The organism is Lysinibacillus sp. NPDC097214, from assembly GCF_050277945.1.
In the GTDB taxonomy this organism is placed as follows: Bacteria; Bacillota; Bacilli; order Bacillales_A; family Planococcaceae; genus Lysinibacillus; species Lysinibacillus xylanilyticus_B.
In genome coordinates, this window is record NZ_JBNNSS010000004.1 from 322,608 (window position 1) to 346,363 (window position 23,756).

Genomic DNA, 23,756 nt, shown 5'->3' on the forward strand with positions numbered 1-23,756 from the left:
CATGAGACATGTGCGCGTTACTCTAGGAAATACGACTGTTTTCATGTAAGGACCAGAAAGTTTTTTCCTGTATCTGTTATAATAAAATTAGTAAAATTTCCTTATTAATTTCATAGCAGAAAGAAGGGATTGTTTGGCAACATATAAAAACATAATTTCAACAATTGGTCGTGGGAATAAGTTAAGTCGCTGTACGGACGCTGATGGTAAACTCTTCAGTCGAGAAGAAATTGTTGATAGTTGGAAATTATCGTACCAGGAGAGAGTATCTCGAGACAAAAGTGAGATTGGATTACGTTTGCCTCAATTTGGGGCTCTTTCTGCAATTCGTGCACATTGGGCGATCTCAAATTCTCCAGCAACAATTGTCTTACCAACTGGAACAGGAAAGTCTGAAACAATGTATGCTACGATTATTTCCGAAAGAATATCTTCCACACTAATCATTGTACCGTCTAATCTCTTGAGGGAACAGATATTTGAAGGTGCTAGGAATTTCGGTATACTTCCAAAATTAAAAATGATTTCTAATAATGTTATTTATCCAACTACTTTTCTTTATAAATCAAAAGTAGAAGATAAAGATGAAATAGCTGTGATTGCGGCACTTGAGGAGGCTAATATAGTTGTTTCAACACCAGGTATGATAAAAAAAATGCCTGCAAATGTTTTAGATAAACTATTTGAAAGGGTAGAAGTTGTAATTTTTGATGAAGCGCATCATCTTGCAGCTCCTGACTGGAGAACAGTAAAAGAAAGATTTTTAGGAAAGAAGATACTACAATTTACTGCAACTCCATTTAGAAATGATGGCAGAAAAGTTGATGGTAAAATAATTTTCAATTATGGTTTGGCGCTCGCACAAAAAGCTGGATATTTCAAGCCAATTGACTTTTATCCAATTCAAGAATTTGACGAAAAAAAATCTGATGAAGAAATCGCAAAAGTTGCAATTCAGCATTTAGTGGAAGATGTGGAACAAGGATACGAGCATGTACTTCTTGCGAGAGCAAAGACCCATAAGCGTGCTGATGAGTTATATGAAAACATATATTCTCAATATAAAAAGTATAATCCAGTTGTAATTCACACGGGTATTCCAGCAGCGAAGAGAAACGAATACTTAAAGCAAGTTAAAAATGGTAATTCGAAAATTGTGGTTTGTGTAGATATGTTTGGGGAAGGCATTGATATTCCAACACTGAAAATTGCAGCAATTCACGATAAATATAAGTCGCTTCCTATTACACTTCAATTCATTGGACGATTCGCTCGAACAAGTAGCAATAATGTGGGTAATGCAAAGCTCATTACAAATGTGGCAATGGACGATTTGAAGGAATCAATTGAAGAATTATATCATCAAGATTCTGATTGGAATCAACTTCTTAACATTCATTCACATCAAGCTATTGATAAAGAAGTTGAACTCAGTGAATTCATTGGTAATTTTGAAAAAGGCCATGTGAAAGAAATAGATTTATCCCAATTAAAGATGAAAATAAGTACAAGAATGTTTCGATATCTTTCAAAAAGGACTTTTGTAGAAGGATGGAAACAAGTCTTGGATCAAGATAGAACTACTACATTAATAAATGAAATGGATTCTGTTTACATTTTCATTGAGGAAATTGAAACAAAAGTAGTCTGGTCTGATCAAAAGGATATAGTGCAATATGATTATGATTTTTTTGTATTGTTTTTTGATAAAGAGAATGGAATCATTCATATTAACGAAACCGATGCTGGAAAAGGAAATCGACTTGTGGAAAGTATGTTTCCGGAAGCGTTAGCAATCAAGGGAGATTCAATATATCGAAGCTTAGATGGAATTAATAGATTGATGCTAGGAACTTTGGGATTGAAGCAGCAGCCTAGTGGAAGAATTAGCTTTAGAATGTTTGCTGGGACTGATATTAAGTCTGGTATAAATGAAGCTATTGCATCTGGTTCAACTAAATCAAATCTGTTCGGATATGGCTATCAAGATGGTGGAAAAATTAGTATTGGTTGTTCGTATAAAGGGAAAGTTTGGATGCGTTGGGTAGAACGAATAAACTTTTGGACAGATTGGTGTAAAAAAATAGGGGAAAAGGTAATGGATCACTCTATTGATACGAATAATATTTTAAATAATTCACTCGCTTTGGAAGTTATTAAGGAATTTCCAGAGGGTGTGCCTTATAAAATATTGTTACCTGAAATAATTGAAGTTTCCAATTCTTCTACAAAGCAGTTGTATATTTCTAAAGAACAAAAAGAATTTCCGTTCTTTCAAACAGATTTAAAGAATCCCAGTTTAGTTAAAGATAAACTTCGCTTTGAATTTTGGATAAATGAAAGAAAATTTGTCTTTGAGCAGTTTATTAATGAGATATCATATGGTTTCAAACAAATCGAGGGTGAAGAGCTAATAGTGAAATCAGGACAAAAAACTGTTAAAATGACTGAATTTTTGTACGAAAATTCACCAGAAATTTCGTTCATACAAAGTGATGGAACTATTATTATAGTCCAAGAAAATTTAAAAACAGTTATCAAACCCAAAAGTGACATTGAATTGCCACCAGATTCTTTTTATGCTATCGACTGGAATGAATTAGGAGTCGATATTAAATCCGAATCACAAGGAAGGGAAAGAAAGACTAATTCAATTCAATATGCTACGATACATAATATTGTAGATCAGACATCAGATATTATTTTTGATGACGATGGATCTGGAGAAATTGCAGATGTCGTTTCGGTCAAAATTGATACAGAACGTCAAAAAATCGTATTTCATCTGTACCATTGTAAATATTCTCAAGGAGAGCGCCCCGGTGCTCGTGTTTCGGACCTATATGAAGTATGTGGTCAAGCAGAAAAGTCAATTATGTGGAATGATAATATCTTAGAAATTGTTCAAAGAATGATTGTACGAGAAAATACAAGACAGAAAAAATTTGATGAAACAAGGTTTGAGAAGGGAGACTTACAAACCTTATATATGTTGAAAAAGATGGTTAAATCTGGTTTTGAAACTGAATTTGGAATTTCAATTGTTCAACCTGGCGTATCGATACTGGAGCTCTCAAATTCAATGAAACAAATTATCCTGGCAACTGATGCTTATTTAAAAGATACTTATGGCTTACGCTTAACATGTTATTTTAGCAATTAAGTGGATAGTCTACACTCTTTGTTCTAATCTATATGTATTTCTATTATTACTCTTTAGCGAATTAAAAAAGGGACTCCAATTATTAATGGAAACGCCCGTTAAAAGCAGCACTTAGCTATTTCACAGAGTTCCCTTTTGAGTAAATAGAAGATAATTTGTTTTTATATTTTAGAATAGCAGTTAGCCCACTACGACTAATTCGTAGATGAAGACCAACAAAAAGTTGGTCTTTTTTTGTAGAACCGGTCAATAAATATCTCTTTTGTCTATAAAAATGCTGGTTCGTAAGATATTTTCGATCAAACTAAATTCAAAGCTACATAAAAAAAATATTCAAATTGGTTAAAAATCTGTTGCAATTCAAAACATTAAATCATAATATAAGAATATAGTTATATATGCATCATTTCACCTTTCTTTATCGAGGGGATTTTATTTAAATTAATATATAAGTAAATGATTATATAAGCAGCGCAGATAAATGGAAAACACACAAATTGAAAAACAATTAAAAGCAGCTGCAGATTTAAATCGGATTAAATTACTTGCATGCATGAAGAATGGGGAGGTATGTGTATGTGATTTTGTAGATGTTCTCGGAATATCTCAACCAGCTGTTAGTCAACATTTACGAAAATTAAAGGAGGCAGGCATTATTACGCAACGAAAAGTAGGGACTTGGAAACATTACCGTTTAGTAGAGGATCAAACGCCATTGATGAAGGGCATCATCGAACAAATTCAGCCTTTAAACGGGTGCAACTGTGGCACAGATTGTTGCCATGTAGGAGGAACTGATAATGAATAATGATTCTTTAACCAAGCAGCTTTCTTTTCTAGATCGTTACCTTACTCTATGGATATTTGTTGCTATGGGAATAGGTGTTTTATTAAGTGTGACAATGCCTAACATTGGAGAAGCATTAGAGGCCATGTCTATTGGCACAACATCCATACCGATTGCTATAGGGTTAATTGTCATGATGTACCCACCATTAGCGAAAGTAAAGTATGAAGAGATGTGGCGTGTGTTTAAGGATTGGAAAGTGCTTTTACTATCTCTTTTTCAAAACTGGTTACTCGGACCGTTCTTAATGTTCTTTTTAGCCATCATCTTCCTGCACGATTATCCAGAATATATGGCTGGACTGATTATGATAGGTTTAGCTCGTTGTATTGCAATGGTGATTGTATGGAACGATTTAGCACGTGGAGACCGTGAATATGTAGCTGGTTTAGTTGCGTTTAACTCCATCTTTCAAATCGTGACTTATTCAATTTTTGCTTACTTTTTCTTAAATGTATTACCAGGTTGGTTTGGTTTAGAGAATTTCCATGTATCCATTTCTATGTGGGAGATTACTAGGAGCGTACTTATATACTTAGGTATCCCGTTTGCTGCAGGGTTCCTCACACGTTGGATAGGGATTAAAACAAAAGGGAAACAGTGGTATGAGGAAAAGTTCTTACCAAAAATTTCACCACTGACTCTAATTGCACTGCTGTTCACGATTGTGATGATGTTTGCCTTAAAAGGTGAGCAATTAGTTGAACTACCATTCGATGTAGTACGAATTGCTATTCCATTATTTATTTACTTTGTAATCATGTTTGTTGTTTCATTCTTCTCTTCACGTAAAGCTGGCGCATCTTATCCTGTCACAGCAGCACTTTCTTTTACGGCTGCAAGTAACAACTTTGAGTTAGCGATTGCCGTGGCAGTTGGCGTGTTTGGCCTTCACAGTGGAGTGGCATTCGCCGCTGTTATTGGTCCACTTGTAGAAGTACCTGTACTCATAGGACTTGTATGGGTTGCCTTACGTTGGCAGAAAAAATACTTTAAAACTATTAAATAGGGAGGAATATTATGACAAATACACTTTATTTCTTGTGTACATGGAACTCATGCCGCAGTCAGATGGCTGAAGGATGGGCAAAAAAGCTACTACCAACCAATTGGACAGTTAAAAGTGCTGGTATTGAAGCACACGGGGTAAATCCGAATGCCATTAAAGCGATGGCAGAGGTAGGAATTGATATTTCAAATCATACATCTGATTTAATTGATTTTGAGACATTAAACAGTGCCACACTAGTGGTTACGTTATGTGAGGATTTGAAGTCCTGCGAAAGCAACAGGTATAGATGGGGGAAAATGGACTGTATTCCAAAATATACGTGATGCAATTGGAAAACGAATTGAGCATTTTGTAGCTGAGGATAATACTGTCTGTTAGCAATTATTCAATCAGTTGAATGGAGGATTCAATAATGGCAGTAAATCATGCTAGCGTATTAACTAAAGATTATTTTATTGCTTATTTAAAGTTAATTATGAATAGTAGAGAATACACATTGATACAGGCTAAAGAGTTTGCTTTTTATTTCTTTTTTAAAGGAGATAGAGATCATTACGACACTTCTACATGGGTGCAATTTGAAAAAGCTATAAAAGAAATTGATAAAACAATATGTGAAATTGAAATGTGTTAATTACAAATTTTAAAACGTCTAGCTAACTTGCTAGACGTAAAAAATATATTTTATATAAGGGAATGGTTATATAAATAAAAAAGAGGAGAAAGAAGTTAATGATGAAAACACTAAAAGTAATCAACCAAAATGGATCTTGTTGTACTACTACTAAGGATATTAAAGTATTGAATTTACCAATTGTAATAATTGGCGCAGGTCCCATTGGATTAGCTGCAGCTGCTCATTTAGTGGAACAAAAGCAAGCATTTATTTTACTAGAGGCTGGGCGTGAAATAGCGCACAATATTCGTACTTGGGAGCATGTTACATTATTTTCACCATGGCGATATAATATTAATAAAGCTGCTAAAGCTTTATTAAATGCCTCCGGTTGGGTAGAACCTAATTTAGATACGTTACCAACAGGACATGAATTAATTGATCTTTATTTAAAACCTTTGTCTGAGTTAATACAAATAAAGCCTAACATTCAATTGAACGCAAAAGTAGTAGGGATTTCACGACAATTTAATGATAAGATGAAGACAAAAAATCGAGTTGAACAGTCCTTTACTATTTATATTGAGCAAGAGAATGACATCCGTATCATTGAGGCGAGAGCTATTATTGATGCTACGGGTACATGGGGAAATCCAAACCCAGCAAATTCTACAGGTGTATGGCTACAAAATGAAAAAGCATTAGCAGATCACATTGAGTATCGTATCCCAGATATAAATACGAATACTAAGAGATATGCCAATAAAAAGATTGCAGTTATTGGTGGTGGCCATTCAGCTATCAATACCTTATTGGCACTTGCGGAATTACAAGAAGAGCATTCTACAACAAAGCTAGTGTGGATTATGCGTAAAAAATCTGTAGAAGAAGCCTATGGTGGCGAAGAAAAAGATGCATTGGCAGCACGTGGCGCACTCGGTGTTCGCATTCACGAATTAGTAGATACAGGTAAGGTTGAAGTAATAACACCTTTCTATATCTCACAGGTGAAGAAAGATGAGGACATCCATATTGTTGGTACTATTAACGGAGAACAAAAAGTATTAACGGGATTTGAAGAGCTTATTGTCAATGCAGGGAATCGACCAGACCTTACGTTTAACAGCGAACTACGTCTTTCCATTGATTCAGCAACAGAAAGTGTGCATGCATTAGCGCCACTAATTGACCCAAATGTGCATAGTTGTGGCACAGTAAGAGCACATGGAGAAGAAATACTACGCCAACCCGAAAAGGACTTCTATATAGTCGGAGCTAAAAGTTATGGACGCGCACCAACATTTTTAATGGCAACAGGCTACGAACAAGTTCGTTCAATAACAGCTTATTTATCAAATGATGAAGAAGCTTCAAAACGTGTGGAATTGGAGTTACCTGAAACAGGTGTATGCGGTATTAATCTTGCCAATCAATCAAATTCATGCTGTTAAAAATTGGACTGTTAGCTAAAGCTAGCAGTCCTTTTAAAATACTAAGGGGGGAAATGGGATGGACACACTAATTATTCGTAAAATGGAAAAGAATGATTTAAAAGAGGTATTAAGGATTTATAAAGAGGGAATCGAAACAGGGATGGCAACCTTTGAAATAATTGTGCCAAGTGCACAGATATGGGATGAAAGACATCATGCAACCTTACGTTTTGTAGCAGAAGAACAGAGTAAAGTGGTTGGTTGGATTGCCATTTCACCCGTCTCTACACGCACTGTTTATTCTGGAGTTGGAGAAGTTAGTGTTTATATATCGAGTGATAGTAGAGGGAAGGGTATTGCTTCAAGGCTTTTTAAAGTATTAATTGAGGACAGTGAAAAGGCAGGAATTTGGACACTTCAATCCTCTATCTTTGCCATCAATACCTCAAGTATTAAATTACATAAAAAGATGGGATTTAGAATTGTTGGTACGAGAGAAAAAGTTGCTCAGTTACATGGGAAATGGCATGATACCGTTATAATGGAAAAAAGGAGTGCAAATTAATTATAATTAGTTTTATTTAATTTGGTTTTTATCAAATCAAAAATAGGCAATATACTATTGAAGCTACCTTGCCTATTTTTGATTAACATCTTGGTTTTTATTTCAGTTTATTCAGTTTAATTACTTCAATATATCTATACATTCCACTTAACATAACAGGGTCATCCTTTATAATTTTGAGCCTTTGTTCATTTTGGTTAAACAATTCCTCAAAACTTCGACCAATATCGGTTCCTAGTATGCTTATAAAAGGTCTTAACAGTTTTTTTGTTAGTGTTATTTTTTGATTTTTAGGAGCAAATTTATCAAAGATCAGAATTTTACCATCCTCCTTTAAAACTCTTATCATCTCTCCAAAGCACTTATTTTCATCAGGAACTACAGAGAGAATTAAACTCGCTACAATATAATCAAATGATTCATCTTCAAAAGCCATTTTCTGAGCATCCATTTCTAAAAATTTGATAGCAGAGCGCTCGAATTTACTTTTAGCTTTATTTAACATATCAGGAGAATAATCAATTGCTGTAATATCATAATCAACATAGTTGATTAATTCTAAATCAACCCCAGTACCAATACCTACATATAAGATTTTTTGTTTGCTTTGAAAAGGTACTTCTTGAAAAATCTTTTTTCTAGTCTTTAAAAACATACCTGTATTAAAGACCTTATCATAGAAGGAAGAGCCAACTTTGTAAACAAGCTTGTTCCAAGTATTATTCAAAATGTCATCCCATCTTTCAATAGTTAAAATTGAAGCAATTTGAACTTCTAGAATCCTGTGAACCCTCCGAAAATAGGAGTGACCCATGCAATGATTTTTGTCATCATGTCAAAATATAATAAAACCCCCATTAAAATCATAATCCATCCGCCAATGATCATAAATTGATGGCTTCTTTTTTGGAAAAAACGTAATTTGCCAATAAAAAGCGACATAATAAGAAAGGGTATTGAAAAACCAAGTACAAGAATGAGCGTGTATAATAAGCCTTTATCGGGGTTTGTTAACCCTAAAGCCATTACTCCAGCTAAGATTGGCCCTGTACAAGGTGTCCATCAGGCTGCAAAAGCTATCCCTATTAATATCGAACCTATATAGCCACTTGGCCTATTTTTAAACTGATATTTCTTTTCAGAGATTAGAAAATCTAATTTAAGGATGCCTACGCTTAGTAGACCAAAGAAAACCATAATAATAGCACCGATTTGTCTTAATAAATCTTTATATTGTATAAAGAATGTCCCTATAAACGAAGTAGAGAGACCAAGTGCTATAAAAATGATGGAGAAACCAAGTAAAAATAATAATGTGTTTTTTATGGCATGTCGGCTTAAAATCCCTTTGTTCTCTTTTAAATCATTTAAAGATACACCGGTTATGTACGAAAGAAACGCTGGATACAACGGTAATGAGCAAGGGGATAAGAAGGATAATAATCCTGCACCGAAGACTAGTAATAAATTAATCTCATTTTGCAAAGATTACGCCACCTTTCGTTTGGCTTTGGACATAGCTATCATACTAATTGATATGAGTGTAAAGGCTGTTAATGCTAGGAAGGGGATGGTTACAAACCCAAACCAATTAATATATTGGATATCACAAGGTACACCACTTACACAAGGTTTAAATCCACCGAATCCAGGAATCTTCTGTTCAAGATAGTGTATTAATGATATGCAGCCACCAATAATGGAAAGTGGTAAAACGAATTTTCTTACAGTAACATCACGTTGAAACATTGCAATCCCGAGAAAAAAAAGAAGTGGATACATGAAAATCCTTTGATACCAACACTTTTCACAAGGAATAAATTCACGAATTTCACTAAAATATAAGCTGCCAAAAGTAGCAACTAATGAGACAAGCCAGGCAAAGTAAAGTAGGTAAATGTCTTTGGAATTTTCTTTTATCTCTTTATTCATTTGCAGCACTCAATTTTTCTTCAATTATTTTTCGAATTTCTTCATAATCAAATGGATCACTTATTTTTTTATCACCAATGATAATCGTTGGTGTTACACCGACTCCATTTTCTTTATACAAAGCAGTATCTGTTTCCACTTGTGGCATTGTCAACTCTTGTTCTAGGTCTTGTGTTAATTTTTCCGGCGATATGGATGGCATAGTGCTTGTAAGTTCTAATAGTTTTTCTGTTGTAACCCATAATTCATCATGCTTTGCTGTTTCTGGTTGAGAGGAGAAAAGCGTCTTATGGAAATCCCAATATACATTTGGGTCTTGTTTATAAACAGATTCCGCAGCCAGAGCAGCTAAGATAGATTCTTGACCATGGAAAGGTACATTAATATAAGCAAAATTTACATCTCCACTTTCTATATATTCCTCTATTAATTTAGGAAATACTGTATCTCCCCAAGCTTTACATGCAGGACATTTGAAATCACCAAATTCAACGATTGTAACAGGAGCATTAGATTCCCCAAATAGAGGTTGCTCTTCTATGGAAGGAGGTCCTGTAGGAGCTTTCTCCGGAACAGAATCATTTTTTTGATTTAATACTACGATCAACGCAACAGATACAAAAACAAGTAATGTAAGGATGACAGCGAGTTTAGCGCCTATATTTTTCTTTTTCATAAATATAACCTCGTTTTTTAGATTTTATTGAATGCTCATCATTAAAGCTAAGTAGAAAGAAATCACACTTAATATATTCATCATAAAGCCAATAAAAGCTGGTGCGCGTTTAACATATGTCATAACGGAAAGGATTAAAAAGAACGCACCTAATATACTTAAAAGAACAGCATTGAGGTTAAAGCCTAAAAGAATAATAGATTCTTTCGTAATATTGCCTGAATAAAAGAGGTCAAATAAACTGGATATACCGGAAGATGCAATTGTAATCTCTATCTCATGTGGTGGCTCCTGTTGCCCTAAAACAGCTGTTGCAGAAAAAATTAAGAAGATCACTAGGTTTTCTGCTTTTGTCCAAGGAATTGGATTAAAAGAAGAATCTTTTAAGATATTCCTTCTAATCAATATACTATTGATAAATGCATATAAAATTAGGGGAATAATTAATAAATGTTTTATTAATAGGGATTGACCGTATGGTAGTATCCATGAATTAGCATAATCGGAATAATCTATTACAACGTTCATTAACAATAAACCCGTTGCTATAGTTACCATAAAACAACCCGCAGCTACTGGTGTAAACCATTTTAAAAACTTTAACCAATTGGAATAGTTAGTAGGGAACCAACTTACAACTATTAATATACCTACCCAGACAGAGATAGCTGTAAAGTGAGCAGAATGGATAAGAAATCCTTTCCAGTCATCAATGGATGCCGCATGACTTGACCAACCTAGTATTAAGATTAAAATAAAGGTTAAAATTAAACCTACCAATGAATTAATAGGTCGTTTTCTATAATCAAACCAAATAATATAAATAAATAAAACGTTGGACACGAGATATGTAACAATCCAAGCCTTGCCTATTGTAAAGCCTAAAAGGACAGATTGGAGTGTGCTTAATAAGCCAATATCTTCGTAAAGATATAAAATGGTTTGCAAAACAGGAAAAAATGAAAAGATTGCAATACCTGCTGTTGCAGTCATTAAAACACCTTTTTGCACAGAAAATCCTGGACGATGTGTACTTGGTATAAGCTGTAGCAAAAAGCTGCCAATTAATATTGAAAAACATAGATATAGAAATGGTTCACTAAAAATCGAAATAGAAAGCACTATTATTTTTTCCTCCGCAATAATACAAACGTACTCACAATTGCAATGAGAGCCAATAATCCAATAATAGATGGAAGTAGGTAACTAGGAGTATTCACTTGATTATTGTCATTTGGTTCATTTGTTGTTGTGACAATATTTTCGTTAACTTGCTGTTTAGATTCGTCTACTTCTTCGCTCTGTAGTTCTGTGATTGCCTGATCGACAGTAAATGCAATGATTCCCTCAATCGGATGGCCATCTTCACCAATAATTGACCATTTTACTTGATAGGATCCATTTTCCAATGGTTCGAAAAAAGAAGCTTTCATAACATTATCCTGAAGGGTGAAATTTGCTTGTTCAATCTTTTCTCCGGTTGTTTTAAATACATCAAATTTGCTCGTTTGTTCAATTTTAGTTCCAAACATTAAAGAAACCTCGTGTAATTCTTCCGTAATCACTTCTCCATCCCTAGGATTTGAATCCTCAATTGGTGTATGCGCTTTCACTTGAGCGCTAAATAAAAAGCTGATAAATAATACCGCAAAGAAAATTTTTCTAATCATTCTGACCTCCTATAATCACATTTTTAAAATTTTTGACAGACATATTAGCAAAGTCTAATATGAATTGGAGGAGATTTTGTGACAGAAAAAAATACTGATTTAAAAATTAAATTAATTCATGGATTTTCAAATAAGGTAAGACTTCAAATTTTAGAGTGTATTAAAGAGAAGGAAAAAACAGTATCTCAAATCGTTGAGGAATTAAACGGCAATCAATCTAACATCTCACAACACTTAGCCTGTTTAAAAGGTTGTGGCATTATCGTTGGTCGTAATGAAGGGAAGTATTGCTACTACAGCTTGAGAAATGAGCGAATCCGCGAACTTCTTGAAATGTTTGATACTGTTTTAGAAGATGTTCAAACTGATGTTGCATGCTGTGCAAACCATATAGATTAGAGGGATTGATATGGCAGATAAATGTTGTAGTTCAAATAGTCATGATGTTAAAGATGTAAAAGTAAGTAAGAGCTGTTGTGATTCAAATCATGATGCCAATGATGAGCAGGTAAGTAAGAGTTGTTGTGATTCAAAAAATCATGATGCTAAAGATGAACAGCTAAGTAAGAGCTGCTGTGATTCAAAAAATCATGATGATAAAAATGAGCAGGTAAGTAAGAGCTGCTGTGATTCAAAAAATCATGATGCTAAAGATGAACAGCTAAGTAAGAGCTGCTGTGATTCAAAAAATCATGATGCTAAAGATGAACAGGTAAGTAAGAGTTGCTGTGATTCAAAAAATCATGATGCTAAAGATGAACAGGTAGGTAAGAGTTGTTGTGATTCAACCACAACTTCAAAAACTAATGAAAACAATAACAACACATGTTGTAGTGGTGGTTCAAAACAGACATTTATCCCACTTGAAGATATTTCAACAAATCCAATCAACTCAAATCAAAAAGAACCTGATAAATTTAAAATGTCGTATCGAATTTTCGGAATGGACTGTGCAGCGTGTGCGAAGACCATAGAAAAAGGGTTAGTTACTCTCCCTGATATTAGTACAGTTCAAGTAAATTTTAGTACTGCAAAAATGCAGGTAAGTGCTGATTCTTCCGAAGCACTATTGCCTATTGAACGTACTGTACAAAAATTAGGATTTACTGCAGAGCCCATCCAACAACATAATCATGTAAAAACGTATGATGTAGTTGGAATGGATTGCAGTAGCTGTGCTAAAAGTATTGAAAAGCACTTAATGAGTTTACAAACAGTATCAGTGGCAAACGTCAATTTTTCTACTGGAAAAATGAAAGTTGAACACGATGGACCATCGGATAAAATTATTTCTGAAGTCTCAAAAATTGGCTTTAAAGCTTCTCTTGTAGAAAATAAATCTTCAAGTACAAAACAAAAGAAGTCGAAAACAGAAAATAACATCATCATTTTTTCAGGAGTTTTAATAGCATTAGGGCTTATTGGATCATATACCGCTCTCCCTGAATGGCTAAGTAATCTTTTTTATGGGATCGCACTGGTAATTAGTGGATACAAACCAGTGCGAAGTGCGTTTTATGCAATTAAAAGCCGAGCGCTCGATATGAATGTTCTAATGTCTGGTGCAGCAATAGGTGCAATGCTGATAGGAGAATGGCTTGAAGGCGCGACGGTTGTTTGGCTATTTGCTATTGGTACGTATCTACAAACAAAATCAATAGAACGCACTCGAGATTCAATTTCAAATTTAATGGATTTAGCTCCACCAGAAGCTTGGGTTAAAGTAGGTACAACTATTGAAAAGAAAGCTGTTGAAGAAATTGCACTTGGTCAAACCATTGTTATTAAACCAGGAGAAAAAATCCCATTAGATGGTGAAATTTTAGTGGGAGAGTCAAGTATTAATCAAGCTCCTATAACGGGTGAATCTATACCAGTAGATAAACAAATTGGTGATATTGTTTATGCTGGTACGATTAATGAACATGGCACATTAGAAGTAAAAGTAACAAAACTAGTTGCAGATACTACTATCGCTAAAATAATTCATCTGGTAGAAGAAGCACAAGAGAAAAAAGCACCGACAGAAGCATTTGTTGATAAATTTGCAAGTATCTATACACCTATAGTGTTTATCTCTGCATTAGCATTGATTATTATTCCACCTATACTTGGCTTTGGAACAGCAGGAGAGTGGTTTTATAAAGGACTAGAACTATTAGTGGTTGCTTGTCCTTGCGCATTAGTTATCTCAACACCGGTAGCCATAGTCTCAGCTATCGGAAATGCAGCTAAAAATGGCGTTCTTATCAAAGGTGGTACATTCCTGGAGATTGCCGGAAAGATCGATGCCGTTGCTTTTGATAAAACCGGAACATTAACAGAAGGGAAACCTACAGTATCAGATGTTCAAGTCGAAGAGATCTCTGAAGTAGAATTACTATCCATCGCACTAACATTAGAGGAATATTCCACTCATCCTATTGCTAAAGCTATTACAAATTACGTAGTGGATCGCAATATTAAGAAAAAACTAGGTAAAGATTTCAAAAATATTGTAGGCAAGGGCGTTCAAGCAAAAATAGGCGATACGATTTACTATGCTGGGAACGTGAAACTTTTTGAGGAACTTGATGTTCCATTAAATAATTTAGTGCAAAATATATATGAAATGCAAAACCACGGTAAAACAGTTGTTATCATAGGTACCGAAAAACAGATTTTAGGCTTGATTTCAGTATCAGATAAGATACGATCCTCAACTGTTTTAACCTTAAATTTATTAAAACAAAACAGTGTTAATCAAACAGTAATGTTAACTGGTGATAATGATGGTGCTGCTAAAATGATAGCTGCTGAAGCAAATGTTGGTCGTTATTTTGCAAATCTATTACCTGAAGATAAAGTGAGCGCCATTCAGAAGCTCCAAAATGAAGGCTACACGGTCGCAATGGTAGGAGACGGTATAAATGATGCCCCAGCTCTTGCGACAGCCAATATAGGCATTGCAATGGGTGGTGCAGGTACCGATACAGCAATGGAAACCGCAGATATTGTATTAATGGCCGATAACCTTGATAAATTACCACATACGATTAAACTAAGTAAGAAAGCTTTAATGATTATCAAACAAAACATTATCTTTTCAATTATCATTAAGGTTATTGCGCTAGTGTTGATTTTCCCTGGATGGCTTACTCTATGGCTAGCAGTTTTAAGCGATACTGGGGCTGCATTAATTGTTATTCTAAACTCTCTACGCTTACTTCGTATAAAATAATTCTATTTGAGAAATCACATAAGACACCAAAGTTTAAAATGTATTAAACTTTGGTGTCTTTCTTTATAGTATAAAATTTGATGTCCATGTAGATCGCCATCTGTACTTAAAATAAAATGTCTAAAAGTTCTTGTCCCATAAAAAAATAAAGTGTCTAAAGGTTCTTGTCCACAAATTTAAAAAAGTCCTATATATTCTTGATCACAAAGATTTAAATGTCTAAAAGTTCTTGTCCTCTTAAAAAATAAAGTGTCCAAAAGTTCTTGTCCAAAAAATCAAAATGCTTTGAAATCCTCGTGAAAAGGAGGTGAGTTTGTGGCAATGTCTAAAAGTTCTTGTCCAATTTGTCTAAAAGTTCTTGTCCATATACACTTGTACATATGGGGAGTTGACGTATCCAAGCCCTCCTCCACGCCAAATAATTTTAGTTTACATAATATAAATTATAGGAAGTTACGTATCAATGAAAAGTATACTAATAATAGTGAGACGAAACAGGTGTACAAAGACACCAAAATCTAAACTTTACTTAATTGTCAAATAAGTTTAGATTTTGGTGTCTTCTTTCATTGGGATATTAATTTATTTAAGAAACAATTTTTCTCTCTTTACGAACAAATTCACATGTCCAAAAACCTAAAAATGAATTTAAGCTTCTGTATATTGTCCAATCTTTCTGAATTTCTTATAGCGATCTTCAATTAATTGTTCGCCATTTAGGGAATTCAATGCTTTTAGTGTGACGCTTATACATTCTTTTATATAAAATGCTTGCTTCACAACATTGCGGTGTGCTCCACCCGTTATTTCAGGGATTATTCCATCAATAACGTCAAGCTCTTTTAAGTCAGGTGCTGTTATCCGCATTGCTTCTGCAGCTTGCTTCCCTAGGCTACCATCTCGCCATAAGATCGATGCAGCCCCTTCAGGCGAGATAACCGAATACGTTGAGTTCTCTAACATAAAGACGCGATTAGCTACCCCTAATGCAATTGCACCCCCACTTCCGCCTTCCCCAATAACAATACTAATAACTGGTACTGTTAGAATCGCCATTTCAGAGAGAGTTCTAGCAATGGCTTCACTTGGGCCGCGTTCCTCGGCTGCCTTACCCGGATAGGCTCCTTTTGTATCAATAAAACAAATAATTGGGCGCTTAAATTTCTCAGCTTGCTTCATTAAGCGTAATGCCTTACGATATCCTTCAGGGTGTGGCATACCAAAATTTCGTCGAATATTTTCTTTAGTTGATTTTCCGCGCTGATGTCCAACAATTGTTACGGGCTGTCCTTCAAAGAGAGCAATTCCTCCAAGAATAGCTGCATCATCACCAAATTTACGATCTCCATGTAACTCAATAAAGTTTTCACACATAGCTTCTATATATTGTAAAGTTGTTGGTCGTTCTGGATGTCTAGCAACCTGTACACGATCCCATGGCTTCATATTGGCATAAATAGATTGTTCTAGCTGTGTTAGACGTGTTTCAAGCTTTTCGATTTCGCCTGTCATGTCTACATTTGCCTCTGTAGCAATCGTTTTTAATTCATCAATTTTTTCTCGTAATTGTACTACTGGTTCTTCAAAAGCTAAATTTTTAGACATGTTGCACACCGCCTTTTGTATGCATTTTTACAAGTATTGCTACTTGGTTTCGTAAATCCTTCCTATGGAAAACTGCATCAAGCTGACCATGCGCTAGTAAAAACTCTGACTTTTGGAAATCATTTGGTAATTTCTCTCTTAATGTTTCTTCGATTACACGGCGACCAGCAAAGCCAATCAATGCTTGCGGTTCTGCAATATTAATATCTCCAACAGAAGCAAAGCTTGCTGAAACGCCACCGTATGTAGGGTGCGTCATGATCGAAATAAATAATAGTCCTTCTTCACTATGACGTTTTAATGCCACACTCGTTTTTACCATTTGCATTAATGATAGAATACCTTCTTGCATGCGCGCTCCACCACTAGCAGTAAAGATAATAACCGGTACACGTAATTCAATAGCTTTTTCAACGGCACGTGTGATTTTTTCTCCTACAACGGAGCCCATTGAGCCCATACGGAAATGAGAATCCATAATTGCTACAACAATTTCTTCTCCATCAAGAGTACCTACCCCAGTCAGTACAGCTTCGCTTAATCCCGTTTGTTGTTTAGCCACTGAAATTTTTTCTACATAATCAGGGAAATTAAGTGGATTACTTGTTTGTAAATGATCATCCATTGAAACAAATGAACCTTCATCTAAGAAATATGCTACGCGCTCCTGTGCAGTCATTTTGAAATGATGGTCGCATTTTGTACACACTTTATGATTTTTTTCTAATTCCTTTGTTAACTGAATGTGACGGCATTCTGGACATTTTGTCATAAGTCCTTCCGGAAATCCCTTTTCCTGTCCGTCCTCTTTCTTTTTACTAAATAAGCTACGTATTGCCATGTTTTACTCCCCCTATGTTTGTCTAAATGCCTTGTTCAGCATTTGGTTCGTAAGAGCTTTTAATGCTTCTTTTTCATAGCCAAGCTGCATCGATTTCAACATAGTTTGAATGATTAATTTTTCTTCTTCTGTTGAGTTTCGATTTAAACGGTCACCGGCATAAACTGCTAATTGAAACCAGACTTTTAGTAAAAAACGATTTCTGACGTGATGACTATTTCTCGTAAAACATCCAGACAATTAATCGTACCTCTATCTCTAGCTTTACAAAAAAACTGTCCCACATAGGTAGTGTTCGCAGAGTCACTGTACAACTTATAACGCGAATGGCTTCCATTTCATGAATTTGTCGCGTTAATTCGACATCCTTTTTTTGATTTTTTTAATCTTCTAATATAAACATCGACAAAATTTCTACGAGCTGATGCTTTTGTGTAGAAGCTAGAAACGTACCTCACCTATGTCTCGTTTTAATAAGACCTAACAACTCTAAACTTCGCAATGCCTCTCTCACAGAGGATCGCCCGACACCCAGACGTTCTGAAAGGGCTCGTTCGGAAGGTACTTTTCACCAGCCTGTATTTTTTCCATTTTTATAAGTTGTCGTAATTGTTGGACGATATCTAAAAACACTTTCTTTTGTTCGGTTTTTTTATCCATACGATCAACTCCTCGGTCAATCTATTCGCCTTGGAATAATTATTGCTGTCGCTTTCCTTTCGCGCAGATAAACAATGCATCCAAAGGCTTTATCTTCATTCAGTAGGTGTTTGGATACCTACTATAAAGAAACAAAATCCACCACCTTCAGATGATGGCGTCTCTTACTGAATGAATTCAAAAGTGGTCTGGCCACTTTTGAAGTTGGCTTTATCTTACTAAATTTCTACGAGCTGATGCTTTTGTAGAAGCTAGAAACGTACCTTCCCCATGTCTCGTTTCAATAAGACCTAATAACTCTAAACTTCGCAATGCCTCTCTCACAGAGGATCGCCCGACACCTAGACGTTCTGAAAGGACTCTTTCGGAAGGTAACTTTTCACCAGCCTGTATTTTTTCTATTTTAATAAGTTGTCGTAATTGTTGGACGATATCTAAAAACACTTTCTTTTGTTCGGTTTTTTTATCCATACGATCAACTCCTCGGTCAATCTATTCGCCTTGGAATAATTATCGCTGTCGCTTTCCTTTCGCGCAGATAAACAATGCATCCAAAGGCTTTATCTTCATTCAGTAGGTGTTTGGATACCTACTATAAAGAAACAAAATCCACCACCTTCAGATGATGGCGTCTCTTACTGAATGAATTCAAAAGTGGTCTGGCCACTTTTGAAGTTGGCTTTATCTTACAAAAAAATTATTTAAAAGTAAAGAAGAAACTGTATAAAAATTTATGCAATTTCTAAAATTACTTCAATTTCATATTCTTTTCGTCGTTTGTGCATGTTTTACTTTCACTTGAGGTCTACCAAAGCGCTTTTCAAGCGTTCTCTCACTGTAAAGCAATTCATCTTCTAGTAACAGCTCTTGAACAAGATGAGAAACTTTCGGGAATAAGGTTACAGATACCCTTCCAAACTCATCCTGAAGCTAATAAAGGCCATTTGTAAACGGCGACTTACAAGGAAAGCACGTACCTGGCATCGTTCGGACGTGGCCCACTGAGCCAATATCCAGGGTTATTAATCGTAACTTTTTTATAATTGTCGCCACTTTACTAAATCAAGAGTTTCAGTATAGGTGTATATATCGCGAAAAAAACCAATAAATATGAACAAACTATCCGTATTAAAAAACAAGCAGGGTTAAAAACCTAGCTTGTTTGAAAATAATTTTCATATAAAAAATCCATATAATATCTAAACTGTCAGTTTCGTGTTACCATTTTTCACTGTTTTATACGCTTACCACCTTTATCAAATGAATATCTGGAAGTTCTTTGTCCCTGTAATTCTTGTTAGAACTTCAAAACCATTTTTTTCTACTAGAAAATAAAGGTAGAGAAAATTTTAGCGTTTAACTAAATCTCTTAATGTCTTATCGTATAATCGATAAATAAGAGACGTAATTTCCTCGACTATTTCATCAACAAATTCAACTACTTGTTCGTCCTTAATGTTTTCCACATTCTTATCTTCTTCTATCGAAAACACCATCTTTACTTTAAGTGAAAAGGCATAAATCTTGGGTATTACAGCTAAAAATTTTCATCTAATTTTAGGGTAATCACAAATAAATTTAATACTTTTCACTGTTCCTTCCTTTTCTGTAATAATAAACACACATGGATTAATTAAGATATTATGCTCAGAATAATCATTATAAAGTTCTAGAAAACTTGCATAAAGATAACTAAATAACAATTTACTAAAAATATTCGTTAATAAACTATAAGAATGCACCTTTCTATAAAAATATTGAAAATCGGATTGAAATTTATCTTCATAGTGGAAATAAGGAAATATTTGAGAATAATAATCGTAACTCTTAAAGTTGAAAGGTTGAAGTAAAGTTTAGACTTTGGTGTCTTCTTTTAATTGTTTATCTTGTCATATTCTTTATTAAGAACAAACAAGGTCTACTAACTAGTAAAATAATAATATTAGTTCATTAAAACCATGCATTTTTCAAAAGCTCAATTCCCTTATAAATCTTTTCTTCATCTATATTAGCAAATCCAAGCAAAACTTTTGCCGTTTGTTTTTCTGGAGGATTCGCATAAAAAATTGATACTGGATAAACCTTTACACCTTTCATTTTGGCTGTTTCTATTAGTTCATCTTCGGACATACTATTATTTGGTTCCACTAGAATATGTAAACCACCACTAGCACCATATATTTTCACTTTACTTCCCAAGATTTGATTAATGGCTTTTAATAAAGCCTCATACCTCTTTTTATAGCTATTTCTTGATTTACTCAGATGTCTCTCCCAATGACCACTTTCCATAAATAATTGTAAAGTATGTTGATGGAATCTCGACACAGTTTGAACATAATAGCTGTTCTCGATATATAAATTAATTAGTTTTCTTGGTAAAACCATATAGCTTAATTTTATGGAAGGAATCAACGATTTTGAAAATGTCCCCATATAAATAACATTATCATACGAATCTAATCCTTGTAGAGCCGGTATTGGTTTCCCAGCATATCTAAACTCACCATCATAATCGTCCTCTATGATATAAGCGTTTTCTTTATTTGCCCACTCTAATAATTCTAGTCTTCTTGAGATAGGCATTACAGTTCCTATTGGAAATTGATGAGATGGAGTCACATATACGGCTTTAACCTTGCTATTTCTTAAATGGGCGATACTAATTCCATAATCATCAAGATGTATTGGTTTTATCCTTATACCATTATCTTTAAAAAGGTAGCGAACTCTATAATATCCTGGATCTTCCATACCAAAAAGCTTTTCTCGCCCAATTAAGTTACATACTATTCCTGTAAGATATTGCAAACCTGCCCCTATTACAATTTGGTCTGCAGAACATTTAACCCCTCTTGCTTCATAAAGATATTTTGCAATATAACCTCTTAATTTAAGCTCACCTTGTGCATCCCCATATAAAAAAAGATGATCTTGTTCTTCATTAAGACTTTGCATACTCAATTTACGCCATATTTTATAGGGAAAATCTTTTAAATTTATATCCCCATAATTAAAATCAAACTCGATTACAGTAGGATCTTTTTCTTGGTTAGACTTTAATATTGTATTATCAAATTTTACACTATTTATTTGAAAATAATCCTTTTCAAATTCTACAACATATATCCCTTCTCTTTCTCTACTTACGACATACCCTTCTGCAAGGAGCTGTTGATATGCAGCATCAACTGTGTTGCGACTAATGTTTAAATGTTTAGCTAAGCTTCGTTGGGATGGTAATTTGGTTTTAGCTAAAATGTTTCCATTTTGAATTTCAACTTTAATGTATTTATATAATTGAAAATATAGTGGTTCTTCATTATTTAATATTGGTGTAATTTCTAGCATATATTTTTGGCTCCTTAAGAAATAACATTCTTGGCACTTTTAATAGTACCAGAGGGTTATTATAATAAAATCTACATTGTGGCAGAGAAAATGTAAACACATCCAACAATAATTTTTTGTTTATTCTAAAAACCCGCAATAATTTCTAATAAAAAAGGAGAGATTTTGCATGTATATTCCTAAGTATTACAAAATAAATGATTTAGAGGAAATTAAAGATTTTATTAAGGACAATTCCTTTGCAACAATTGTTTCAATAAGAAAAGGAAAACCAATAGCATCCCATGTACCATTATTATTGAATAAAATTAAGGATGAATATTACCTCACAGGTCACTTTGCATATGGAAATCCTCTTTGGAGGACTTTTGAGGATATAGATGAAATATTAGTTATATTTAATGGTCCACATGCGTATATTTCTTCTTCTTGGTATGAAAAAGAAAATGTGCCAACCTGGAATTATCAATCAATTCATGTTTATGGAAAAGCAAGTCTCATGGAAGGAAGTGAGTTAGAACAGAATTTAACTAATTTACTTGAAAAATATGAGAAATCCCGTGAAAATCCTGTATTATGGGATAAACTTTCTCCTGAAATGTTACAACAAGAGATAAAAGGAATAAAAGGATTTAGAATTAAAATAAAAGAAGTTCAAGCTGCCTATAAATTAAGTCAAAATCGTAATGCTACGGATTACGCAAATATTATTAGTGAGCTTTCTAAAGAAGAAGATCCTAATGCTTCTGCTATAGCAGAAGCCATGAAGAAAAATAGAAAATGACTAAAAGGCAGAAATGTTGTTATATCAACGTTTCTGCCTTCTTTTTTATATAAGATTTTTTGTCATGATGATATCAATTTGTTCTTCATCACCCATATAAAAAGAGTGAGCTCCAGTTTGGATAAAACCTATTTTCTTGTAAAAACCTATGGCATTATCATTCTTTTCCCAAACACCTAACCAGATGCTTTTTTTGTTCTGTGCTACAGCTATTTCCATCGCTTTGTTGATTAAATGTTTTCCAAGTCCTTTTCCTTGATATTTATCTCTAATGTAAATTCTTTCAATTTCTATTAAGTCATCCCCCATATGTTCAGATTGAGCCTCATTGATATTTACCTTTAAATAGCCAGCAGTCTCTTCATCGTAATAGATGAAATAAAATTCCGAATTTGGATTGGTCAATTCTTTCTCCAGCTGTGTAGTATTAAATGCTTTCTCCAAATAAGTTTTCATATTTTCAGGTGAATTCTGATCTTTAAATGTGTCATTAAATGTTTCGATACTGATTTCTTGTAGTTTTATTAAATCTCCTATTCTAATCTTACCTAACTTTACTGTCATTGATTACACTCCTTTATAGTTAACTCTCTATAAATTTTATATTGCAAATGCAACATAAAAACTTGTATTTAATTTAACTTATTTTTGTTGTATTTACAATAAAAAAAGACTTAAATATGATATATGTATTTACTGTGGTAGGCATTTTAATCGTATCTCTTTGGTGTCCTTTTACATTTTGGGTATCCATATAGGAACGCCCGATTCGGACGTTCCCGTTCTTTTTCCGTAAAACTAATAAAGCTTCTTTAAATGCTGCGTTTATCAGCCTAAGCTCCTTGCATTTTTCTTAGGAATACTATTTGCCCTATATGATATGCGTCGTGCATTGCTAAGCTCTTCAGTTCAAGCACTAATGATCTTTCGCCAGGAATCTGTCTATACAAATCTACTTGTTCTGATTTTGCTAGTATTTTTTCAAGTTCACGGTGAACATAAATGTATTCTTGTTTTGTTTCCTTCCAATTTTGAAACGTCACAGTTGGTATTCGAAATGTAGATTCATTATTTTCTGCTTGTGGCTCATTCGCTGTTTCACCAAGAAATCGCATCAAAAGTCTCTTTTTATAAAAAATTAAATGACAAACTAATTCCCAAATGGAATTCATTGCCCCCTCAGCTGGTTTCCAAATTGCCTGTTCAAACGTAATGTCCTCTAGCACTTTTTCAAGTGGCGGAAACCAGTCTTCTTCATCTAAGCAGCTAGCCCATTGTTGTAACAAAAGTGTCTTTACATCCATTTACTATTCCCTCCAATTTTATCCTTTTATTATTGAAAATCCTTTTGGGTCAATATTCAATTGCGGCGTATTATAGA

General features: G+C 34.2%; 23 protein-coding genes and 3 pseudogenes. 10 read left to right on the forward strand and 16 right to left on the reverse strand.

What is annotated here, in order from left to right; genetic code table 11:
- Window positions 1–133 precede the first annotated feature (133 nt).
- The 7 genes and pseudogenes from ACQKMI_RS11600 to ACQKMI_RS11630 all read left to right on the forward strand — a co-directional run bounded on the left by ACQKMI_RS11600 (window position 134) and on the right by ACQKMI_RS11630 (window position 7,636).
- Window positions 134–3,163, forward strand: a complete 3,030-nt coding sequence (locus ACQKMI_RS11600) for a DEAD/DEAH box helicase (protein WP_427488996.1) — start codon at window positions 134–136, stop codon at window positions 3,161–3,163.
- A gap of 481 nt (window positions 3,164–3,644) precedes the next feature.
- On the forward strand, window positions 3,645–3,971 hold the full coding sequence (locus ACQKMI_RS11605) for an ArsR/SmtB family transcription factor (RefSeq protein WP_427488998.1): 327 nt from the start codon (window positions 3,645–3,647) through the stop codon (window positions 3,969–3,971).
- A complete protein-coding gene (arsB, locus tag ACQKMI_RS11610; protein ID WP_427489000.1) occupies window positions 3,964–5,019 on the forward strand; it encodes an ACR3 family arsenite efflux transporter in 1,056 nt (351 codons plus the stop codon). The genes ACQKMI_RS11605 and arsB overlap by 8 nt, the downstream gene beginning before the upstream one ends.
- An 11-nt stretch (window positions 5,020–5,030) precedes the next feature.
- Window positions 5,031–5,400 (forward strand): annotated as a pseudogene (locus ACQKMI_RS11615) (arsenate reductase).
- Window positions 5,401–5,434: 34 nt separating this feature from the next.
- Window positions 5,435–5,656: a hypothetical protein gene (locus ACQKMI_RS11620; RefSeq protein ID WP_427489002.1), complete on the forward strand. Its 222-nt coding sequence runs from the start codon at window positions 5,435–5,437 to the stop codon at window positions 5,654–5,656.
- 101 nt (window positions 5,657–5,757) lie between these two features.
- Window positions 5,758–7,089 (forward strand): NAD(P)-binding domain-containing protein, encoded by a 1,332-nt coding sequence (locus tag ACQKMI_RS11625; protein ID WP_427489328.1) that lies wholly within the window; start codon window positions 5,758–5,760, stop codon window positions 7,087–7,089.
- 58 nt (window positions 7,090–7,147) lie between these two features.
- On the forward strand, window positions 7,148–7,636 hold the full coding sequence (locus ACQKMI_RS11630) for an N-acetyltransferase family protein (RefSeq protein ID WP_427489004.1): 489 nt from the start codon (window positions 7,148–7,150) through the stop codon (window positions 7,634–7,636).
- A gap of 97 nt (window positions 7,637–7,733) precedes the next feature.
- Here ACQKMI_RS11630 and ACQKMI_RS11635 read toward each other — a convergent pair whose 3' ends face one another.
- The 6 genes and pseudogenes from ACQKMI_RS11635 to ACQKMI_RS11660 all read right to left on the reverse strand — a co-directional run bounded on the left by ACQKMI_RS11635 (window position 7,734) and on the right by ACQKMI_RS11660 (window position 11,914).
- Window positions 7,734–8,363, reverse strand: coding sequence for a class I SAM-dependent methyltransferase (locus ACQKMI_RS11635; protein WP_427489005.1), 630 nt, complete (start codon window positions 8,361–8,363; stop codon window positions 7,734–7,736).
- A 47-nt stretch (window positions 8,364–8,410) separates the two neighbouring features.
- Window positions 8,411–9,121 (reverse strand): annotated as a pseudogene (locus ACQKMI_RS11640) (cytochrome c biogenesis CcdA family protein).
- A gap of 3 nt (window positions 9,122–9,124) precedes the next feature.
- Complete coding sequence (locus ACQKMI_RS11645) at window positions 9,125–9,568, reverse strand: disulfide oxidoreductase (RefSeq protein WP_427489007.1); 444 nt, start codon at window positions 9,566–9,568, stop codon at window positions 9,125–9,127.
- Entirely contained in the window at window positions 9,561–10,244 is a 684-nt protein-coding gene (locus ACQKMI_RS11650) for a DsbA family protein (protein ID WP_427489008.1), read from the reverse strand. The genes ACQKMI_RS11645 and ACQKMI_RS11650 overlap by 8 nt, the downstream gene beginning before the upstream one ends.
- Window positions 10,245–10,268: 24 nt before the next feature.
- Window positions 10,269–11,297 (reverse strand): copper resistance D family protein, encoded by a 1,029-nt coding sequence (locus ACQKMI_RS11655; RefSeq protein ID WP_427489010.1) that lies wholly within the window; start codon window positions 11,295–11,297, stop codon window positions 10,269–10,271.
- Between the two features lie 71 nt (window positions 11,298–11,368).
- Entirely contained in the window at window positions 11,369–11,914 is a 546-nt protein-coding gene (locus ACQKMI_RS11660) for a copper resistance CopC family protein (RefSeq protein ID WP_427489012.1), read from the reverse strand.
- Between the two features lie 78 nt (window positions 11,915–11,992).
- Between ACQKMI_RS11660 and ACQKMI_RS11665 the strand changes: the two genes are divergently transcribed.
- Both ACQKMI_RS11665 and ACQKMI_RS11670 read left to right on the forward strand, forming a co-directional pair.
- Entirely contained in the window at window positions 11,993–12,313 is a 321-nt protein-coding gene (locus ACQKMI_RS11665; protein WP_427489014.1) for an ArsR/SmtB family transcription factor, read from the forward strand.
- A 10-nt stretch (window positions 12,314–12,323) separates the two neighbouring features.
- Window positions 12,324–15,134 (forward strand): heavy metal translocating P-type ATPase, encoded by a 2,811-nt coding sequence (locus tag ACQKMI_RS11670; RefSeq protein ID WP_427489016.1) that lies wholly within the window; start codon window positions 12,324–12,326, stop codon window positions 15,132–15,134.
- Window positions 15,135–15,782: 648 nt separating this feature from the next.
- On the opposite strand, the gene ACQKMI_RS11675 is transcribed toward ACQKMI_RS11670, so the two are convergent.
- The 8 genes and pseudogenes from ACQKMI_RS11675 to ACQKMI_RS11710 all read right to left on the reverse strand — a co-directional run bounded on the left by ACQKMI_RS11675 (window position 15,783) and on the right by ACQKMI_RS11710 (window position 21,591).
- Window positions 15,783–16,739 carry an acetyl-CoA carboxylase carboxyltransferase subunit alpha gene (locus tag ACQKMI_RS11675; protein ID WP_427489018.1) on the reverse strand — a complete coding sequence of 319 codons (957 nt, stop codon included), beginning with the start codon at window positions 16,737–16,739 and terminating at the stop codon, window positions 15,783–15,785.
- Window positions 16,732–17,580: an acetyl-CoA carboxylase, carboxyltransferase subunit beta gene (gene accD, locus ACQKMI_RS11680; RefSeq protein WP_427489020.1), complete on the reverse strand. Its 849-nt coding sequence runs from the start codon at window positions 17,578–17,580 to the stop codon at window positions 16,732–16,734. The genes ACQKMI_RS11675 and accD overlap by 8 nt, the downstream gene beginning before the upstream one ends.
- Before the next feature lie 12 nt (window positions 17,581–17,592).
- A complete protein-coding gene (locus ACQKMI_RS11685; protein ID WP_427489022.1) occupies window positions 17,593–17,820 on the reverse strand; it encodes a hypothetical protein in 228 nt (75 codons plus the stop codon).
- Between the two features lie 214 nt (window positions 17,821–18,034).
- Entirely contained in the window at window positions 18,035–18,115 is an 81-nt protein-coding gene (locus ACQKMI_RS11690) for a hypothetical protein (RefSeq protein WP_409351173.1), read from the reverse strand.
- Complete coding sequence (locus tag ACQKMI_RS11695) at window positions 18,091–18,240, reverse strand: hypothetical protein (protein WP_245639454.1); 150 nt, start codon at window positions 18,238–18,240, stop codon at window positions 18,091–18,093. Before ACQKMI_RS11695 ends, ACQKMI_RS11690 begins: the two co-directional genes overlap by 25 nt.
- Window positions 18,241–18,461: 221 nt before the next feature.
- A pseudogene (locus ACQKMI_RS11700) lies at window positions 18,462–18,711 on the reverse strand (FadR/GntR family transcriptional regulator); the annotation flags it as partial.
- Window positions 18,712–19,589: 878 nt separating this feature from the next.
- Window positions 19,590–19,736, reverse strand: a complete 147-nt coding sequence (locus ACQKMI_RS11705; protein WP_427489024.1) for a hypothetical protein — start codon at window positions 19,734–19,736, stop codon at window positions 19,590–19,592.
- A 454-nt stretch (window positions 19,737–20,190) separates the two neighbouring features.
- On the reverse strand, window positions 20,191–21,591 hold the full coding sequence (locus ACQKMI_RS11710) for a PLP-dependent aminotransferase family protein (RefSeq protein ID WP_427489026.1): 1,401 nt from the start codon (window positions 21,589–21,591) through the stop codon (window positions 20,191–20,193).
- A 169-nt stretch (window positions 21,592–21,760) separates the two neighbouring features.
- Here ACQKMI_RS11710 and ACQKMI_RS11715 point away from each other — a divergent pair, with 169 nt between their 5' ends.
- Window positions 21,761–22,375 (forward strand): FMN-binding negative transcriptional regulator, encoded by a 615-nt coding sequence (locus tag ACQKMI_RS11715; protein ID WP_427489028.1) that lies wholly within the window; start codon window positions 21,761–21,763, stop codon window positions 22,373–22,375.
- Between the two features lie 45 nt (window positions 22,376–22,420).
- Here ACQKMI_RS11715 and ACQKMI_RS11720 read toward each other — a convergent pair whose 3' ends face one another.
- A complete protein-coding gene (locus ACQKMI_RS11720; protein ID WP_427489030.1) occupies window positions 22,421–22,939 on the reverse strand; it encodes a GNAT family N-acetyltransferase in 519 nt (172 codons plus the stop codon).
- Window positions 22,940–23,208: 269 nt separating this feature from the next.
- Complete coding sequence (locus tag ACQKMI_RS11725; protein WP_427489032.1) at window positions 23,209–23,679, reverse strand: DinB family protein; 471 nt, start codon at window positions 23,677–23,679, stop codon at window positions 23,209–23,211.
- Between the last annotated feature and the right edge of the window lie 77 nt (window positions 23,680–23,756).

Excerpts from the sequence above, each read along its gene's own strand:
- arsB (WP_427489000.1), top strand. The coding sequence starts at position 3,964 with ATGAATAATGATTCTTTAACCAAGCAGCTTTCTTTTCTAGATCGTTAC.
- ACQKMI_RS11710 (WP_427489026.1), bottom strand. The coding sequence starts at position 21,591 with ATGCTAGAAATTACACCAATATTAAATAATGAAGAACCACTATATTTT.
- accD (WP_427489020.1), bottom strand. The coding sequence starts at position 17,580 with ATGGCAATACGTAGCTTATTTAGTAAAAAGAAAGAGGACGGACAGGAA.
- ACQKMI_RS11675 (WP_427489018.1), bottom strand. The coding sequence starts at position 16,739 with ATGTCTAAAAATTTAGCTTTTGAAGAACCAGTAGTACAATTACGAGAA.
- ACQKMI_RS11670 (WP_427489016.1), top strand. The coding sequence starts at position 12,324 with ATGGCAGATAAATGTTGTAGTTCAAATAGTCATGATGTTAAAGATGTA.
- ACQKMI_RS11695 (WP_245639454.1), bottom strand. The coding sequence starts at position 18,240 with ATGGATAAAAAAACCGAACAAAAGAAAGTGTTTTTAGATATCGTCCAA.
- ACQKMI_RS11650 (WP_427489008.1), bottom strand. The coding sequence starts at position 10,244 with ATGAAAAAGAAAAATATAGGCGCTAAACTCGCTGTCATCCTTACATTA.
- ACQKMI_RS11620 (WP_427489002.1), top strand. The coding sequence starts at position 5,435 with ATGGCAGTAAATCATGCTAGCGTATTAACTAAAGATTATTTTATTGCT.
- ACQKMI_RS11645 (WP_427489007.1), bottom strand. The coding sequence starts at position 9,568 with ATGAATAAAGAGATAAAAGAAAATTCCAAAGACATTTACCTACTTTAC.
- ACQKMI_RS11715 (WP_427489028.1), top strand. The coding sequence starts at position 21,761 with ATGTATATTCCTAAGTATTACAAAATAAATGATTTAGAGGAAATTAAA.
- ACQKMI_RS11705 (WP_427489024.1), bottom strand. The coding sequence starts at position 19,736 with ATGGTGTTTTCGATAGAAGAAGATAAGAATGTGGAAAACATTAAGGAC.
- ACQKMI_RS11605 (WP_427488998.1), top strand. The coding sequence starts at position 3,645 with ATGGAAAACACACAAATTGAAAAACAATTAAAAGCAGCTGCAGATTTA.
- ACQKMI_RS11720 (WP_427489030.1), bottom strand. The coding sequence starts at position 22,939 with ATGACAGTAAAGTTAGGTAAGATTAGAATAGGAGATTTAATAAAACTA.
- ACQKMI_RS11625 (WP_427489328.1), top strand. The coding sequence starts at position 5,758 with ATGAAAACACTAAAAGTAATCAACCAAAATGGATCTTGTTGTACTACT.
- ACQKMI_RS11630 (WP_427489004.1), top strand. The coding sequence starts at position 7,148 with ATGGACACACTAATTATTCGTAAAATGGAAAAGAATGATTTAAAAGAG.
- ACQKMI_RS11725 (WP_427489032.1), bottom strand. The coding sequence starts at position 23,679 with ATGGATGTAAAGACACTTTTGTTACAACAATGGGCTAGCTGCTTAGAT.
- ACQKMI_RS11660 (WP_427489012.1), bottom strand. The coding sequence starts at position 11,914 with ATGATTAGAAAAATTTTCTTTGCGGTATTATTTATCAGCTTTTTATTT.